At 73.7% G+C, this 16,374-nt stretch carries 18 protein-coding genes; 9 read left to right on the forward strand and 9 right to left on the reverse strand.

The genetic code is table 11. From position 1 onward, the window contains the following. Positions 1 to 298 precede the first annotated feature (298 nt). Positions 299 to 1,324 (forward strand): septation protein SepH, encoded by a 1,026-nt coding sequence (sepH, locus tag ACIOD1_RS16745; protein WP_365616424.1) that lies wholly within the window; start codon positions 299 to 301, stop codon positions 1,322 to 1,324. Positions 1,325 to 1,450: 126 nt separating this feature from the next. On the opposite strand, the gene ACIOD1_RS16750 is transcribed toward sepH, so the two are convergent. Further along, positions 1,451 to 2,284, reverse strand: a complete 834-nt coding sequence (locus ACIOD1_RS16750; RefSeq protein WP_365616422.1) for a sulfurtransferase — start codon at positions 2,282 to 2,284, stop codon at positions 1,451 to 1,453. Between the two features lie 181 nt (positions 2,285 to 2,465). Here ACIOD1_RS16750 and ACIOD1_RS16755 point away from each other — a divergent pair, with 181 nt between their 5' ends. Beyond that, the gene (locus tag ACIOD1_RS16755; RefSeq protein ID WP_365616420.1) at positions 2,466 to 3,287 is read left to right on the forward strand and encodes a VOC family protein; all 822 of its coding nucleotides are present in this window, start codon (positions 2,466 to 2,468) and stop codon (positions 3,285 to 3,287) included. A gap of 24 nt (positions 3,288 to 3,311) precedes the next feature. Here ACIOD1_RS16755 and ACIOD1_RS16760 read toward each other — a convergent pair whose 3' ends face one another. From ACIOD1_RS16760 to ACIOD1_RS16770, 3 genes are all read right to left on the reverse strand, one after another. Beyond that, a complete protein-coding gene (locus ACIOD1_RS16760) occupies positions 3,312 to 5,018 on the reverse strand; it encodes an aspartate-alanine antiporter (protein ID WP_401902920.1) in 1,707 nt (568 codons plus the stop codon). Positions 5,019 to 5,102: 84 nt separating this feature from the next. After that, positions 5,103 to 5,888: an SGNH/GDSL hydrolase family protein gene (locus ACIOD1_RS16765; RefSeq protein ID WP_401902922.1), complete on the reverse strand. Its 786-nt coding sequence runs from the start codon at positions 5,886 to 5,888 to the stop codon at positions 5,103 to 5,105. Continuing rightward, complete coding sequence (locus ACIOD1_RS16770) at positions 5,875 to 6,444, reverse strand: PadR family transcriptional regulator (RefSeq protein ID WP_365616414.1); 570 nt, start codon at positions 6,442 to 6,444, stop codon at positions 5,875 to 5,877. The genes ACIOD1_RS16765 and ACIOD1_RS16770 overlap by 14 nt, the downstream gene beginning before the upstream one ends. 90 nt (positions 6,445 to 6,534) lie before the next feature. On the opposite strand from ACIOD1_RS16770, the gene ACIOD1_RS16775 reads away from it, so the two are divergent. Next, positions 6,535 to 7,002, forward strand: a complete 468-nt coding sequence (locus ACIOD1_RS16775; protein WP_401902924.1) for a nuclear transport factor 2 family protein — start codon at positions 6,535 to 6,537, stop codon at positions 7,000 to 7,002. 43 nt (positions 7,003 to 7,045) lie between these two features. On the opposite strand, the gene ACIOD1_RS16780 is transcribed toward ACIOD1_RS16775, so the two are convergent. Both ACIOD1_RS16780 and ACIOD1_RS16785 read right to left on the reverse strand, forming a co-directional pair. Beyond that, positions 7,046 to 7,837, reverse strand: a complete 792-nt coding sequence (locus ACIOD1_RS16780) for a hypothetical protein (protein ID WP_401902925.1) — start codon at positions 7,835 to 7,837, stop codon at positions 7,046 to 7,048. Between the two features lie 58 nt (positions 7,838 to 7,895). Next, the gene (locus ACIOD1_RS16785) at positions 7,896 to 9,191 is read right to left on the reverse strand and encodes an MFS transporter (protein WP_401903086.1); all 1,296 of its coding nucleotides are present in this window, start codon (positions 9,189 to 9,191) and stop codon (positions 7,896 to 7,898) included. 171 nt (positions 9,192 to 9,362) lie between these two features. On the opposite strand from ACIOD1_RS16785, the gene ACIOD1_RS16790 reads away from it, so the two are divergent. Genes ACIOD1_RS16790 through ACIOD1_RS16815 form a run of 6 tightly spaced genes read left to right on the forward strand, consistent with a single transcriptional unit; the run spans position 9,363 to position 15,286 of the window. Further along, positions 9,363 to 10,400, forward strand: coding sequence for an ABC transporter substrate-binding protein (locus ACIOD1_RS16790; protein ID WP_401902927.1), 1,038 nt, complete (start codon positions 9,363 to 9,365; stop codon positions 10,398 to 10,400). Beyond that, positions 10,390 to 11,520 carry an iron ABC transporter permease gene (locus tag ACIOD1_RS16795; RefSeq protein ID WP_365616407.1) on the forward strand — a complete coding sequence of 377 codons (1,131 nt, stop codon included), beginning with the start codon at positions 10,390 to 10,392 and terminating at the stop codon, positions 11,518 to 11,520. The genes ACIOD1_RS16790 and ACIOD1_RS16795 overlap by 11 nt, the downstream gene beginning before the upstream one ends. Further along, positions 11,517 to 12,308 carry an ABC transporter ATP-binding protein gene (locus ACIOD1_RS16800; RefSeq protein ID WP_401902929.1) on the forward strand — a complete coding sequence of 264 codons (792 nt, stop codon included), beginning with the start codon at positions 11,517 to 11,519 and terminating at the stop codon, positions 12,306 to 12,308. The genes ACIOD1_RS16795 and ACIOD1_RS16800 overlap by 4 nt, the downstream gene beginning before the upstream one ends. Positions 12,309 to 12,319: 11 nt before the next feature. Further along, positions 12,320 to 13,234 carry a Rossmann-like domain-containing protein gene (locus ACIOD1_RS16805; protein WP_401902931.1) on the forward strand — a complete coding sequence of 305 codons (915 nt, stop codon included), beginning with the start codon at positions 12,320 to 12,322 and terminating at the stop codon, positions 13,232 to 13,234. After that, positions 13,231 to 14,226 (forward strand): GHMP kinase, encoded by a 996-nt coding sequence (locus tag ACIOD1_RS16810; RefSeq protein WP_401902933.1) that lies wholly within the window; start codon positions 13,231 to 13,233, stop codon positions 14,224 to 14,226. The genes ACIOD1_RS16805 and ACIOD1_RS16810 overlap by 4 nt, the downstream gene beginning before the upstream one ends. After that, positions 14,207 to 15,286: a pyridoxal-phosphate dependent enzyme gene (locus ACIOD1_RS16815; protein ID WP_401902934.1), complete on the forward strand. Its 1,080-nt coding sequence runs from the start codon at positions 14,207 to 14,209 to the stop codon at positions 15,284 to 15,286. The genes ACIOD1_RS16810 and ACIOD1_RS16815 overlap by 20 nt, the downstream gene beginning before the upstream one ends. 158 nt (positions 15,287 to 15,444) lie before the next feature. On the opposite strand, the gene ACIOD1_RS16820 is transcribed toward ACIOD1_RS16815, so the two are convergent. Genes ACIOD1_RS16820 through ACIOD1_RS16830 form a run of 3 tightly spaced genes read right to left on the reverse strand, consistent with a single transcriptional unit; the run spans position 15,445 to position 16,371 of the window. Beyond that, positions 15,445 to 15,933, reverse strand: coding sequence for a hypothetical protein (locus ACIOD1_RS16820; protein ID WP_401902936.1), 489 nt, complete (start codon positions 15,931 to 15,933; stop codon positions 15,445 to 15,447). Further along, on the reverse strand, positions 15,930 to 16,169 hold the full coding sequence (locus tag ACIOD1_RS16825; protein ID WP_401903096.1) for a hypothetical protein: 240 nt from the start codon (positions 16,167 to 16,169) through the stop codon (positions 15,930 to 15,932). Before ACIOD1_RS16825 ends, ACIOD1_RS16820 begins: the two co-directional genes overlap by 4 nt. Then, positions 16,105 to 16,371, reverse strand: coding sequence for a hypothetical protein (locus ACIOD1_RS16830; protein WP_365616853.1), 267 nt, complete (start codon positions 16,369 to 16,371; stop codon positions 16,105 to 16,107). The genes ACIOD1_RS16825 and ACIOD1_RS16830 overlap by 65 nt, the downstream gene beginning before the upstream one ends. Positions 16,372 to 16,374: the final 3 nt, after the last annotated feature.

The raw sequence follows: 16,374 nt of genomic DNA on the forward strand, positions 1-16,374 counted from the left end.
CCTGGGACCGTCCTTCCTCACGGATGTCCGGACTCGGGAGAGGGGGCCGGGCGATGGAAAATCGGCACTCGAGACCGGCGATGCCGCGGTATTGCACGGAGGCCTGATGCGCACAGTAATCAAACGGTCACTGTCCGTACCCAACGGGTAACCGTGCCATAACGTCGATCAAGGGCGCATGCCCGACACGCCGGTTTAACTCGGCAAGGTTGTGGCAGGCTGCACCCGGGCAGGCCACACTCGACTAGCGGAAGCAGCGACGCACGTGACGTCGGCAGGCACCACCCGGGAGGTCCCCATGCCCGAACTGCGTGTCGTGGCCGTCTCCAATGACGGCACACGACTGGTGCTCAAGGCTGCGGACAGCACGGAGTACACGCTTCCGATCGACGAGCGGTTGCGGGCTGCCGTGCGCAATGACCGCGCACGCCTGAATCAGATCGAGATCGAGGTGGAGAGCCACCTCCGCCCCCGCGACATCCAGGCCCGTATACGAGCGGGTGCCTCCGCGGAGGAGGTCGCCCAGCTCGCCGGCATCCCCGTCGACCGGGTCCGCCGCTTCGAGGGTCCCGTGCTCGCCGAGCGCGCGTTCATGGCCGAGCGCGCCCGGAAGACCCCCGTGCGCCGTCCCGGCGAGAACACCGGCCCGCAGCTCGGCGAGGCCGTCCAGGAACGGCTGACGCTGCGCGGGGCCGACAAGGACTCCGTCCAGTGGGACTCCTGGCGCCGCGACGACGGCACCTGGGAAGTCCTGCTCGTCTACCGGGTTGCGGCCGAACCGCACTCGGCGAGCTGGACGTACGACCCGCCGCGCCGGCTGGTCGTCGCCGTGGACGACGAGGCCCGCTCGCTGATCGGCGAGGCCGACGACCTGCCCTCGACCCCCGAGCCGAGCTTCCCCTTCGTCCCGAGGATCGCCCGGCTGCCCCGGGACCGGCCGCTCGACCGCGCCCTGGACCGGCAGATGGAACGCCCCCTCGCGCCGGCCCCGCCGGAACCCGAGGAGGAACGGGACACGCTGACCAGCCTGCTGGAGGCCGTCCCGAGCTTCCGCGGCGACCTGGTCGTCCCGGACCGGGCCGATCCGCCCGAGCCGGAACCGGAGATCGAGGAGCCCCCGGCTCCGGCCGCGGCCGCCTCGTCGGGAGCCGGCTCGGCGTACGCGGACGTCCTGATGCCGCGGACAGTGGCGGGCCACCGCGACCGGCTCACCGGCACGACCGACCGTCAGGCCGAGGCCGACGGGGTCCGACCCGGCCGCCGCGCGGCGGTGCCCAGCTGGGACGAGATCGTCTTCGGGACGCGGCGCAAGAAGCAGGAGTAGCAGGAGGAGCGGGAGCGGGAGCGGCGGGAACGCGACGGGCCCACCGGGCGACCGGAGCAACGGCCGTCACGGCCCGGCGGTGCCTTGACGGGCGCCGCCGGGCCGGTCTGCCGCCGCTCGACGGACCTAGGGGTTCGGGCCCGTGGCCACCGGGCGCTCCGGGTCCGAGGACCACTGTGACCAGCTGCCCGCGTACAGGGCAGCCGGGATTCCGGCCACTTCCAGGGCCAGCACCTCGTGCGCCCCGGACACCCCCGAACCGCAGTACACGCCGACCGGGGTGTCCCCCGCCGCGCCCAGTTCCCCGAAGCGGGCGCGCAGTCGCTCCGCCGGCAGGAACCGCCCGTCGGGGCCGACGTTCTCCGTGGTCGGCGCCGAAACCGCGCCCGGGATGTGACCCCCGACCCGGTCGATCGGCTCGACCTCGCCCCGGTAGCGCTCCCCCGCCCGCGCGTCGAGCAGGAGCCCCGTGCCGGCGAGCGCGGCCGCCGCGTCGGCGTCCAGCAGGCCCAGAGCCCCCGGGTTTGGCTTGAAATCGCCCTCCGCAGGCGTCGGCGTGTCGGCGGTGGTCTCCCCTCCCGCCTCCGTCCAGGCGGCCAGTCCCCCGTCCAGGACGCGCACCGCCGTGTGACCCGTCCAGCGCAACAGCCACCAGGCGCGCGCGGCGGCCCACCCCTGGCCCCCGTCGTACACGACCACCGGCCGGTCGGAGTCGACTCCGGCGCGGCGGGCGACCGCCCCGAAGGCCTCCGGGTCCGGCAGCGGGTGGCGTCCGCCCGACCCGGGCGGACCTGCCAGTTCGCGGTCGAGGTCGACGTACACGGCGCCGGGCAGGTGGCCGGCTTCGTAGGCGGGACGCTGGTCGGGGCCGCCCAGCTGCCAGCGGACGTCCAGGAGGACGGGCGGGCGCGCGCCGGACAGCTCGTCCATGAGTTCGGAGGCCGAGAGAATCGCAGTCATGGGGTCATCTTCCTCCCCGCCCGGAAACCCCCGTAACAAGCCGGACACCCGTTGGCCGCCCGGATCCGGTCATCTCTGCCCGCACCCCCACGACCCGGCCCGGTCGGGGCGCGCCGCGCCGCGCGGGGTGCAAGCATCAGCGGGGGATCCGGTTCCGGACACGGTAGAGGAGACGGCTGACATGACGCAGGCAGAGGGGGCTTCGCGGCACCTGCCCGGCACACCGTGCTGGGTGAGCCTGATGGCGCACGGCCTCGGGGACACCGAGGACTTCTACGCGGACCTCTTCGGCTGGGAGTACGAGCCGGGGCCCCAGCACCTCGGCCCGTACGTGCGGGCCTTCCTCGACGGTGAGGAGGTGGCGGGCATCGGCGAGCTGCCGCCCGACCGGCACCTGCCGGTCGCCTGGACCACGTACTTCGCCACCGACGACGCCGACGCCACCGCCGAGGCGATCCGCTCGTGCGGCGGGACGGTCGCGGTGGGCCCGCTGGACACCGGTCCGGCCGGTCGGATGGCGATCTGCTCCGACCCGCTGGGGGCGATCTTCGGGATCTGGCAGGCCGGGGACCACCCGGGGGCGCGGACCTTCGGGGCGCCGGGCACGCCGGTCTGGAACGAGCTGGTCACTCAGGACACCTCGACGGTCGGCAAGTTCTACGCGCACGTCTTCGGTCACGAGGCCGAGGAGTACGCGGGGCCCGACGCGGCCCTGTACACCGAGGAGTCCGGTGACCTGGACTACCTCACCCTGCGTCTGGCCGGCCGGCCGGTGGCCGCGGTCCACGGGGTCGGTCGGGCGCTGCCGCACGACCGGGGCCCGCACTGGATGACGTACTTCGAGGTGGCCGATCCCGACGCGGCGGCGGTGCGGGTGGTGGACCTCGGCGGACGTGTCGTCAGCCCGCCGCGCGACCGGATCCGGGGCCGGCTGGCCACGGTGGCGGACCGCGAGGGGGCCGTCTTCACCATGGTCCGCACCTACGGCGCCGCCCCCGCCTGAGGGGCCGGCCGCGACGGGTACCCCTCACCCGATCAGCAGCACGATCGCCGAACCCCACACCGTGAGCAGGACGTTGCCCAGGGCGTAGGGGACGGTGCAGCCCAGGCCCGGGATCTGGCTGCGCGCGCGCTCGTTGAGAGCGCCGATGGCGGCGGTGGTGGTCTGGGCACCCGCCAGTGCGCCGAGCAGGGTCGGGAGCGGGATGCGCAGCAGGAAGTGGCCGAAGACGAATCCGGCGAGCAGGGGCAGGACGGTGACCACGGCCCCGCCGACGAGCAGCGGCCAGCCCGCCTCTACGAGACCGCTCGCGAAGCTGGGTCCGGCGTTCAGGCCGACGATGGTGACGAACATGCACAGGCCGAGGGTGCCCAGCAGCCACTGGGCGGCCGAGGGCAGGTTGCCGTAGGTGGGGTGCTTGCTGCGGATGTGGCCGAAGACCAGGCCCATCAGCAGGGCCCCGGTCGAGGTGGACAGGGAGAGCGGGGCACCGGCCGCGTGCAGGGCGGGGATGCCGATGCAGCCGCCGACGAAGAGACCGCTGGCGATCCACACCATGTCGGTGGCGAAGGTCGTCGGCACCGCCTTGCCCAACTCCTCGGCGGCGGCGTCCACCAGCAGCCGGGGGCCGGTGAGGACCAGGGTGTCGCCGCGCTGGAGGGAGTTGGCGCGGCCCATCGGCAGTTCCGCGCCGGACCGGAGCTGGCTGACGATGAACACCCCGGTCATGAAGTCCTCGTGGCGCAGGGTCTTGATGGTGGCGCCGTCGAGCCGGTGGCCCGTCAGCACGATGCTGAGGGTCTCGGTGCGGTAGCCGAGGAGCTCCATGTCGTCGGACTCCATGCCGATGTGGGTGCGCGCGTCGAAGGCGACGAGGTCCCCGCGGACGGCGCTGACCGCGACGGTGTCGCCGAGGCGCAGCCGGGTGTCGGTGTCGTGCTCGACGATCTCCCCCGCGCGGCGGACGCGGGTGATGTAGATCCGGCGGTCCAGCTCGCGCTGCTCCGCCTCGAACTCGCCGATGCCGCGGCCGGCGAATCCTTCGACGTCCACGTCGTAGGCGCGCAGGACGTGTTGGTAGTAGCCCTGGCCCGCGTCCGGGTCGGGGTCGGGGACGGCGCTGTCGAGGTCGGCGGCGAGGACGGCGCTGTCGGCGGCGAGGTCGCGGCGCAGCAGCCGGGGCAGGACGGTGGGCAGCAGGATCGCGGGCAGGACGGTGCCGAGGGGGTAGGTGACGGCGTAGGCGATGGCGACGAGGTGGGCCTCGTCCTTGCCCTGGGCCGGGTCGAGGCCGGGCAGGTGGACGATGGTGTCGGCGGCGACGCCGATCACGGAGGACTGGGTGAGGGCGCCGCCGAGGAGGCCCGCGGCGAGTCCGGGTCCGTAGCCCAGGAGGGACGCGAGCAGCCAGGCGGCGGCGAGTCCGCCGCCGCAGACGACCAGGGTGAGCAGGACCTGGGGGACGGCGTCCTTGCGCAAGGAGCGGAAGAACTTGGGTCCGACGTCGTAGCCGAGGGCGAAGAGGAACATCAGGAAGAAGACGGACTTGATGGGTCCGGTGATCTCCACGTGTGCCTGGGAGCCGATGACCAGTCCGGCGACGAGGCAGCCGGTGACCGCGCCGACGGCGAAGGTCTTGTAGCGGATGCGGCCGATCTGGAAGCCGACGGCGACCGTCAGGAAGATGAGCAGTTCGGGGTACGGCTGGAAGACGTGCTCCCGAAGCCAGTCCATGTACGTTCTCCCCCTGATCGGGCCGGTTCCCGATCCCTGCCCGCCCGGGGGGACCGGGGCAACCCGGGCCCCGGACCGTTCCCCCTATCGGCCGACGGGGTCCAGGGGCATCAGGGTGGGCCGTTTGGCGGTGCGGCCGTCGCCGGAGGAGGCGCCGCGCAGTCGGCGGCCGAGCCAGGGGCCGAGGAACGCGGCCAGCCAGCTCAGTTCCGCTGCGGCGGTCCGGACGGCGTTGGAGGCGGGCAGCGGGGGCAGGGGGTGCTTCCAGGTGCCGTCGCTGCCGGGCAGGCGGACGGCCTCGGCCAGGGCGGCGGCGATGCGGGCGTGGCCCAGGGAGCTGGCGTGGAGCCGGTCTGCGGCCCACATCCTGCGGTCGGTGGCGGCGGCCTCGCGGCCGGTCTCGGCGACGAGGACCCCGTGGCGGGCGGCCGCGGCCCGGATGTGGGCGTTGAGCGCCAGGAGACGGGGGCGCACGGGCCGGACCAGGGGGGCGATGCTCGTGATGTCGGGGAAGGTCACGGTGACCACCCGGGCTCCGGCGGCGGTGAGCGCGGCGAACATCGCCTCCAGCTCTCCGGCCACCTCGGCGGCGTCGAACCGGGGCCGCAGGAGGTCGTTCACGCCGGCGACGACGGTGGCGAGGTCGGGGCGCAGGGCGAGGGCGGGGGCGAGCTGTTCGGCGCGGACCTGGCCGGCGAGTCGGCCGCGCAGCCCCAGGTTGGCGTACAGCAGGTCGGGGGTGTCCGCCGCGAGGTGTTCGGCGAAGCGGTCGGCGAAGCCGCGCAGGCCGGTGGTGTCGTCGCCGTCGCCGAGGCCTTCGGTCTGGCTGTCGCCGAGGGCCACGTAGCGCAGGGGTTCAGTGTTCGGCACGGTCGTCCTGTCTCTGTTCGAGTACGGCGGCGGTGCGCAGGCACCAGTCCCGGTGGCCCTCTTCGAAGGCGAGGCCGCGCAGGCAGGTGAGATAGCCGCCGATCCGCTCGCCCCGCAGGAGGTACGTGTCCTCGTCCGTGTCCCCGCGCATGTTGCGCAGGATCTTGGCGAGGAGCGCGATCTTGGCCTCGGCGGCGGCGGCGCGTTCCTTCAGCTGTCCGATCACCGGGCCGGTGCCGACGCGGTCGGCGTTCTGGACCTTGACGAGGAGGTCGTCGCGGATGGAGGTGGGCTTGGACGGGGCCTCGGCGAAGCGTTCCAGCTCGGTCCGACCGGCGTCGGTGACCCGGAACAGCCTCTTGTTGGGCCGGGTCTCCTGGACCACTTGGCGTCCCTCGACCAGTCCGTCCTTCTCCAGCTTGGTCAGCTCGGCGTAGAGCTGCTGGGGCAGGGCGTGCCAGAAGTTGGCGACACCGATGTCGAACGACTTCGCCAGTTCGTAGCCGCTGTACTCGCCGTCGAGCAGTGCCGCCAGCACCGCGTGCCTCAAGGCCATGTCGGGCTCCCTCCCCTTCCTTTTCCTCGTGCGCCCCGGCATCATACTCAAAAATGTGACTAGTCAGATTCTTGACTATGAGGAGGGCTCATGGAGAACGGATCCGTGTCCACGCCGGGACTCGACGGGGGTTCCGAGACCGCCGATCGCTTCCGGGCGGCCGTGGAGAAGCGCGACCTCGCCGCACTGGAGGAGTTGTTCACCGAGGACGTCCGGCTGTACAGCCCGGTGAAGTTCACGCCCTTCGAGGGCCGGCCCCTGGTGATGGGCCTCTTCGGCGTCCTGCTGCGCGTCTTCGGCGACCTCCGCTACCTCGGCAGGCTGGAGGGCGCGGCCGAGACCAGCGCGGACGGCGAGGAGGCACCGTCGGTGATCCTGCCGTTCCGGGCGCTGGTGGAGGGCCGACAGATCCACGGCATCGATCTGCTGCAGTTCGACGGGGAGGGCCGGATCAAGGAGTTCACGGTGATGGTCCGCCCACAGTCCGCCGTCCAGGCCCTGGGGGCCGCGGTGTTGGCGGGCCTGGTCGAGGACGGCCTGGCGCCGGCAGCCCCGTAGAACCCGGAGCGGGGGCGCCGGCACGGAGGCGCCGGCCGAGCGCTCAGCGGCCGAGCGCCCCGCGCAGGGTGACGCCGTACCGCACCCGCAGCCGGCGCAGCTCCCACACGGACAGCGCGGTGACCGAGAGCGGCGGCGCGGCCAGGAAGAGCAGCCGTACGCCGAGGGGCGCGGCCACCGACGGAGCGTCGAAGAGCTGGACGGCGGACATGGCCCACACCAGCACGGGCGAGACCAGCGGCGGAAGCACCTCGTGGACGTCGGCGGTGCGGAAGGAGTGGTGGACGCAGAGCACGGCGGAGGCCAGCCCGAAGGGCAGCGCGAAGAGGTAGAGCACGCCGATCAACAGCTGTGCCACGTACCAGAACTCGCCCCATGCGCTCCAGTGCGCGAGGTCCGCCGTCGGCCCGGCGAGCACCAGGAGCAGCGCGGTCCCGAAGAGTCCGCCCAGGGCGACGAGCGGGCCGCGCATCCGCGCCCGGTAGAAGGCGGGGCCGGGCGGGCGGGCGGCGTACACGAAGACGGCCAGCGCGATGGGGACCAGCACCAGCAACAGGCCCGCGCTGATGAGCAGTTCGATGAACTTGCCCCCGAGTATGGTGACCGCCGACTCGCGCAGCGGGTAGGCGAAGAGCAGCCAGGCGGTGGCGACGAAGCCGATGGCGGTGCGGGCGACTTGTGCCCGCTCGATCCCCTCGTCCGTCAACCGACCGGCCCGCGCGGGCCGGCAGACGCGTGCGGCGAGCGAGAACGGCAGCAGCAGGAAGCCCGCACAGCCCCCTCTGCGCTGCGCCGACCCGCTCCCCGACCTGGTCCCCCGTGTGCACGTGCTCACCGCGTCGCCCCCCTACGATCAAGATCACCGCATCATAGGAGGCGCCTCGGCCCCGCGGTCAGTCGGCCGTGGTCGACGGTCGGCCGAGGTGGCGGGCCGTGGGCGCGAGAGCGGCGGCCGCCGGTACGAGGAAGCAGGCGGCGGCGCAGACGGCGAGTACCGGCGTGACGCCGAAGACGGTGATGGCGGGGGCGATCAGGGCCAGGCCTACGGGGGCCAGGCCGTAGGAGACGAGGAAGTCGAGCGAGGAGACCCGGGCCAGCTTGTCGGGGGCGACCTCGCGCTGGGCGGCGGTGAACCAGGGGACGTTGAACAGCTCGATCCCGATCCCGGCGACGACGTAGGCGGCGACGACCACGACGGGGTGCACCGGCAGCATCAGGCTCAGCGGCGCGAAGCCGTAGGCGCCGAGTCCGGCGAAGGCGACCCACCCCGGGGCCCGGGGCCGCAGCCGCGCGGTGACCAGGGCGCCGGCGAGCGCGCCGACCGTGTAGGCGGTCAGAGCCGCGGCCAGGACCCACTCGGAGCCGTAGCGGTCGCGGCTGATCAGGGGCAGGGCGACGCTGGTCGCCGAGTACCCCAGCGCTATCACGGCGGTCAGGGCGCCCAGCCCGGCGAGGAACCAGGGGTGGCGGCGGGCCTCGCGCACGCCGTCCACGAACTCGGCACGGAACGAGGCGCGCCGCGCGGGCCTGGCGGACGGGTGCGGGGACGGTCCGGCGCAGGGGCGGGCGGACGGGCTCGCCGGCGCGCCGACGGCCACCCCCCGGCCGGGCATGAGGGCGGCGGCCAGCCAGAGAAGGCCGATCCCCAGGAGCAGGGTCGAGACGCCGACGAAGGCGGCGAGCAGCGCGGTCAGCGTCGGACCGGCCAACGTGGAGGTGCGGACCGCCAGGGTCATCGCGGCGTTGGCCCGCTGCCGCCGGTCGGGGTCCACGACCTCTGCGGTGAGGGCCTGGAAGGCGGGGCGGCAGGCACCCTGGCCGGCGCCGGCGAGGACGGCGGCGCCGGTCATCAGCGCGAGGGACCGGCCGAGTCCGGCGGCGAGAAGCGGGGCGGCGAGCGCGGCCGCGGAGGCGGACCAGAGCACGACCGCCCGCCGTGAGTGCCGGTCGGCCAAGACCCCGCCGACGAGGACGGCGACGAGGAATCCGGCGGTGCGTGCCGCGAGGACCAGGCCCAGGCCCGCGGCGCCGAGCCGGTGGTCCAGGACGGCCAGGCCCAGCACGAAGGGCAGGGCCCAGGTGGCGAGCCCGGAGGCCGTGGCGGCGATCCACAGGCGCAGGAAGGACGGGTCGCGCAGGATCGAACGCCCGGGCGGTGGAGCGGTCTTGGGGGGCGCGGGCAGGGGCATGGTCGTCACGGTGTGGTGCTCCTCATCGGTCGGCAGGGGCGGGCGCATCGCGTCGCGGGCGACGGCGACCCGGGGTCGTTAATGAAAACGATAACCATTACGATACTCTTCGAACGTGGCACTCCTGCCCGGTGCACGACCACACCCACGCCCTCCCCAGACCGGAGACCCATGCGCCAGCACCACCGCGCCCGACTCGGAACCGCCCTCGCCCTCACCCTCGCCATGGCCTGCGCGGGCTGTTCGACCGCCCCCGAAGGCCGCTCCCCGGAGAATCCCGGCGCCGCCGCCGACTCCGCGACGACCGTCACCAGTTGCGGACGTACGCTCGCATTCGCCCGCCCCCCGGAGCGGGCCGTCACCCTGGACCAGACCTCGACCGAGACCCTGCTGGAACTCGGCCTCCAGGGCCGGATGGTCGGAACGGCCAACCTGAAGACGAAGGTCCCCGACCTCTACCGGGACGCATACGCCACGGTCCCGGTCATCGCCCCCAAAATCGCCACTGCCGAGCAACTGCGCTCCGCGACACCCGACTTCGTCGTCGCCGGCTCCGCCGACCTCTACACCGGCGACCGGGCGGGCACGCGCGAGGAGCTGGGCGCCCTCAAGGTCCCCTCCTTCGTCAGCGCCGTGGACTGCCCGGAGCGCGACGGGGCCGGGAAGAGCCCCTTCGAGCTGCTCTTCTCCGACTACGAGCGGTTGGGCGCGGTCTTCGGTGTCGGGGAACGGGCCCGCGCGCTCGCCGAGGAGCAGCGCGCCGTCGTCGCGAAGGCCGGTGCGAACGTCGCCGGGGCCGCACGGGACGGAAGGCCGCCCTCCGTGGTCTACCTCTACTCCGTCTTCAACGGCATGCCCTACGTCGCGGGGAGGACCGGCCTGCCGCACGAGATGAGCCGGATCGTCGGCGCCCGCAACGCCTTCGACGACGTGAACGAGGACTGGCCGGAGGTCTCGTGGGAGGAAGTCGCCCGACGTGACCCGGACTTCATCGTCGTAGGAGACCTGTCCGAGCGCGGCCGGCCCGGCGACAGCGCCGTCGAGAAGCGGGCCGCCATGGCCGCGGACCCCTTGGTCTCCAAGCTGCCCGCGGTGCGCGACAACCGGATCATCGTGGTCCCCGGCATCGAACTGGACCCCTCCGTGCGCTCCGTGCACGCGCTGGAGCTGCTGGCGCGGGGCATGAAGGACCTCGGGCATGTCCGCTGACCTCGCCGGCCCGCCGGCGCCGGTGGACCTGCTGCATCCCGCGGCCCGTGGAGCGCGGCCGCCGGCCGTCGCCGCGCGGGCGCCCGCGCCGGAGGGCCGGTCCACGCCGGTCCGGGTGGGGCTGGTGCTCGCCGCCGCCCTGGTGACGGTCGCCTCCGTCGCGGTCGCCCTGCGCGTCGGCACCGCACCCGTGGGGTGGACCGACCTCGCCCGGGTCCTCGGCGCCCGTCTCGGCCTGGGCGTCGAGCCGTTGCCGCCCCTGACGGACTCGCTCGTCTGGGACCTGCGCCTGCCGCGGGTCCTGATGGCGGCCCTGGTCGGGGCCTCCCTGGCCGTCTGCGGGACGGTGCTCCAGGCCGTCACCCGCAACGCGCTCGCCGACCCGTACCTCCTCGGCGTGTCCTCGGGCGCCTCGACCGGGGCCGTCGTCGTGGTCGTCCTTCCCCTGGGCGGGGCCGGCCTCGGCGCCCTCGGGGTCACCGGCGGCGCGCTGATCGGCGCGCTGCTCTCCTTCGCCCTGCTCATGGCCCTGCTGCGGCGGACCGGGCTGGACTCCGTACGCATCGTCTTGACGGGCGTGGTCGTCGGACAGCTCTTCACCGCCCTGACCTCGCTCGTCCTGATGTCCTCGGCCGACGCCGACACCACCCGGGCCGTCACCCACTGGCTGCTGGGTTCGATGGCCCCCGCCCGCTGGGACGCCGTCACGATCTGCGCGATCGTCACGCCGCTCGGGCTGATCGCCGCCCGGCTGTGCGCGAACGCCCTCGACGGATTCGCGTTCGGCGCGGACACCGCCGCTTCCCTGGGGATCGACGTGCGCCGCACCCGCCTGCTGCTGCTCGTGGTGACGGCCGTGCTGACCTCGGTGGCGGTGGCCACCGTCGGCGCCATCGGCTTCGTCGGGCTGATCGTCCCCCACGGGGTGCGCTTCCTCGTCGGCCCGTCCCACCGGGTGTTGCTCCCCTGCGCGGCCCTGGCCGGCGCGGTGTTCCTGGTGTGGACCGACGCGCTGGCTCGGATCGCCTTCGCCCCCCGCGAGGTGCCGGTGGGCGTGATCACCGCGCTGATCGGCGTACCGCTCTTCCTCCTCGTCCTGCGCAGGCGGGGTGACCTGTGAGGATCACCGCCGAGGGGCTGAGCTGGTCGGCGGCGGGCACCCCCGTCGTACGGGGCGTCGACCTGGACGTGGCCCCGGGCGAGACGGTCGCGCTGCTCGGCCCCAACGGGTCGGGCAAGTCCTCCCTGCTGCGCTGCCTGGCCGGGCTGCGCGTGCCCGACACCGGCACGGTGCGCTACGACGGCCTGTCCGTACAGGGCTGGAGCGCCCGGCGGATCGCACGCCGGGTCGCCTTCGTCGAGCAGGACTGCGCGCTCGATACCGAGCTGCGCGTCGCCGACGTCGTGGAGCTGGGACGGACCCCCTTCCGGGACCGCTGGCGCGGCCCGAACGACACCGACCGGGCCGTCGTGGCCGCCGCGTTGGACCGCGTGGGGCTCGGGGCGCTCGCCGAACGCCCCTGGAAGTCCCTGTCCGGCGGCGAACGCCGGCGCGCCCACCTGGCCCGCGCCCTCGCCCAACAGCCGTACGCACTGCTGCTGGACGAGCCCACCAACCACCTGGACGTGAAGCACCGCCTGGAGCTGATGGAGCTGCTGTCCGGCACCGACCGAACCGTCCTGGTGGCCCTCCACGACCTCTCGCTGGCCGCGCGCTACTGCGACCGCCTGCTGCTCATGCGCCACGGACGCCTGGTCGCCTCCGGCAGCCCGGCCGAGGTCCTCACCCCCGAGCACCTGGCCGAGACCTTCGAGGTGGACGGCGAACTGACCACCGACCGGCTGGGCCGCCCCGCGCTCACCTACCGCGGCCCCCTCCCCACCACCACCTCCCGACCCACCCCATGACGAGGAACTCCATGACCGTCCTGCCTTCCCCGACCACCGCCATCACGCCGACCCCTGCTTCGCCGCCGACCGTCGACGCCCTCGTCGAGGCCGTGCTGAACGGCGAACACGGCCCCCTGCCCGGCGACCTCGTCACCGGGGTCTTCTGGCTCCACCACGGCACCCGGCTGGCCGGCGGCGACACCACCTACCTCAACCAGTACGTTCTGGTGCGCCTCGGCGGGTCCTTCGGCGCCTGCGCCTTCGAGGCCGGGGAGGTCGACCCGGCGGTCTGCCGCGACTCCTCGGGCGTGGCCCTCGACGTCCTGTTGCGCGGGGCGTCACGCCCGCTACGGATCGCCGCCCTCGACGCCTACCTCGCCGAGCGACGCCCGCACCGCGACGCGGCGGACGCCGACGGTACGGGCGCCACCGGTACGGACGCCACCGGTGCGGGCGCCGGACCGCGGGCCGAGCGGGTGGTCCTGCCCGCCGGCACCCCCGAGGTCCGCGCCAGGGCCCGCGACGCGGCGATCGCCGGACTCCTCGACATCGAGGAGGGCGCCACGGTCGGCCTCATCGGGGTGGTCAACCCTCTGGTCGCGGCGATCCGCGAGCGCGGCGGCCACCCCCTGCCCTGCGACTTCAACCTGCGGACCACCCAGTGGGGCGACCCCGTCACCACGGACATGCACGAGGTGCTGGATCGCGCGGACGCCGTCGTCGCCACCGGAATGACCCTGAGCAACGGCTCGTTCGACACCATCCTCGACCGCTGCCGCGCCCGGGGCGTCCCGCTGGTCGTGTACGCCCAGAGCGGCAGCGCGGTGGCCCGCGCGTTCCTGGGCTCCGGGGTGAGCGCCCTGTCGGCGGAGCCCTTCCCCTTCTCCCAGTTCAGCGCCGAGCCGACCGCCCTGTACCGCTACCGGACGGCGGGCGGCGCGTGATCCCGACCGCCCGCCGGAGCGCGCCCGGCGCCGCCCGGCGCGGGGCCGGGCGCGCCTCCTGCCACCACGGCGAGATCCTCCAGGGCGTCTTCCTCGACTCCGCCGGGCGCGGGTGCGCCGCGCTGGTGACGCTGCCGATGGCGGGGCCGGGCAGCCGCGCCGAGTTCACCCGCCGCCCCGGCACCCCCGCGCACCGGCTCACCGTCCTGCCGACCGACCGTACGAAGGCGGCCCGGGCCGCGGCACTGGCCGTCGCGGAGTGCGCGCGCCGGCGCCGGGAGCCGCCCTGCGGAGGGGAGTTGAGGATCACCGGCGACATACCGGTGGGCCTCGGCATGGGCAGTTCCACGAGCGACGTCATCGCCGGGGTGCGGGCGGTCGCGGACTCGTACGGGACGCGCCTGGCACCCGGAACGATCGCCGGGCTGGCCGTACGGGCCGAGACGGCCTGCGATCCGTTGATGCTCGACGAGCGCCCGGTGCTCTTCGCCCAGCGCGAGGGCCGGGTCCTGGAGGTGCTCGGCGCCGCCCTGCCGCCCCTCGTCGTCGTGGGGTGCGTCCTGGGCGGGGGCGCGCCCGTGGACACCCTCTCCCTACCGGTCCGTGGCCGCGATCACCCCGACGCGCGCGACGACCACGACGTACGCGCCTGCGAGCGGTTGCGCTCCCTCCTTCGACGGGCCGTGGCCACGGGCGACGCGGCGCTGCTCGGCGAGGTCGCGACCGCGAGCGCCCGGCGCGGACAACGGGTCCTGCGGCACGCGGAGTTCGACACGCTCACCGAAGTCGCCCGCGGTCTCGGCGCCCTCGGCGTGCAGATCGCGCACAGCGGATCCGTGGCCGGGGTGCTCTTCGATCCGGCGGTCCCACACCTGCGGAACCGGGTCCGGGAGTGCGTGGGGGCCCTGACCGACCGCGCGATGCCCCACACCCGCACCTTCACCACCTTCCCGACCACCAAGGAGTTCCCGAGTGGACCAGCACATCGCTGAGTCGATCGGCCGACCGGACCTGGTCCGCCTCGACGACCGTCTCCTCTGCCTGCGCTTCGAGACGATGAAGGTCGTCTCGGCCCTGGCCGCGGTACGCCACCTGCTCGACACCGGCGCGGTGCGGCGCGGGGACACGCTGCTGGACAGCTCCAGCGGCATCTACGCCCACGCCCTCGCCCTGGCCTGCCACCGCTACGGGATGCGCTGCCACATCGTCGGGTCGACCACCGTCGACCACACCCTGAGCACCCAACTCGCCGTGCTCGGCGCGACGCTGGAGCGGATGGAGCCCTGCGACGACCTCAAGCTGGACCAGAGGCGCCGGGTGGAGCGCGTCCACGAGATCCTCGCCGAACACCCCGAATACCACTGGATGCGCCAGTACCACGACGACATCCACTACCTGGGGTACCGGGCCGTGGCCGACCTGATCCGGAGATCGACCGGCACGGAGGAACTCACCCTCGTCGGTGGGGTGGGATCGGGCGTGTCCACCGGGGCGCTCGCCCGCTATCTGCGCGCGGACGCGCCCGGCGTCGAACTCGTCGGCGTCCAACCCTTCGGCAGCGTCACCTTCGGCTGCGAGCACGTCGCCGACCCCGAGATCATCATCGCGGGGATCGGCAGCTCGATCCCCTTCGGGAACGTCAGCCACGCCTCGTACGACGTCCTGCACTGGATCTCGTTCGACGCGGCCCTGGCCGGCAGCGTCGACCTGCTGCGACGGCACGCGGTGTTCGCCGGGCTGTCCACCGGGGCCGGCTACCTCGCCGCCCGTTGGGAGCGGGCCCGGTCCCCGCGCAGGACGGTCCTCTTCCTCGCGGCCGACACCGGCCACCGCTACGTGGACACGGTGTTCGCCCGCCACCGCGAGGCGGCCGCCCTGGAATCCCTCGCCCCCCGGCCCGCCACGACCCGCTCCGAGCTGGCCCTCCCCTGGTCCCGAGCCCACTGGAACCGCGCCCCGGCCGAGCAGTTCACGAGCCTCGTACCCGCACCCGCACCCGCCCCCCTCGCCCGAGCACGGCGGCCCACCGGCGGCTCCGTCAGGCGTGGTTGACGGGGAGGATGTCCGGGGAGAGGGCGCCGGGACGAAGCGCGGTGTGCGCGGCGCGGCGCACGTGAAGCAGCCTCCCGTGCGGCTCCTCGCCGCCACCCGGGTGCGGCGTCGCTCCGTGGGTTGGCCGGCTGGGATCAGCCGGGGCCGGTCCGATCGGCTCAGCGGCTCCAGCTGACGCTCCAGACGTCCCCGTGGCCCGGCCAGTCGTCCCGTTCGTCCTCCCCCTCCACGACCATCACGGACACCTTGGTGAGTGGATTGCGGTACTCCAGAAAGCCCCCCTGTTCGGTACGGTCCATGGCCGCGCCGAGGCCCGGGGCGGCCGCTGCGAGGACCCGGAGCACCTCGTCCCACTCCGTGTAGGGCGCGAAGTCGACACCCATCGCCTCACGCCACTCCCCGGCGACGTCGGGATCGCCGGGAATCCGGTGCAGTTCCAGTGATCCACTCGTCAGGAACCAGTCCGGACCGCCCGAAAAGCACAGCTCCACGAGGCCGTAGTCCCTCCGCAGCGACCCGCCGGCACCGTCCTCCTCGGCGATGAAGCCGACGCCGATCACACGGTCGGCCTCGTCCCGGGAAGCACCGGGGCGCAGCCCGTGAAACCCTCCGGTCAGCAGCTGTGCGATGAACTCGGATCCGGTCACGACCCATTCTCCAGCTTGTCGATGAGGGCCCGCATCTCGCCCTCGCGATTCTGCGCGTTGCCCCAGTGGTGATCTTCCATGTGCTGCTGGGCCGATTTGGCCTTGGCCGGCAGATCGGCCCTCGGTTCGGGATCGTTCTCCACTGCCTCGACCGCGGTCCTGCCGCTCTTGTCACCGGACCAGCCGGTGACCTTCAGCCAGATCGGCGCGCCCACCGGCTCCCCGTCCTTGTTCACATGTGCCGTCCCCTGTGAAGAGGACCTCCTCGGCGACCGCGCCGTCGGTGGAGAGCCCCTGCTTGGACATCCGGCGGCTCGGTGGGTCGTAGGCGTACCGCCAGGTCGTCCCGTCGGGGGCGACCACCTGGGTCAGGCGCGGGACTTCCTGCGTCACAGACCGGTCACAGCACCCACACAGCCACCCGAACCGCGCCAACATGGC

The sequence above is a fragment of the Streptomyces sp. NPDC088097 genome (assembly GCF_044741845.1).
Lineage (GTDB): Bacteria > Actinomycetota > Actinomycetes > Streptomycetales > Streptomycetaceae > Streptomyces.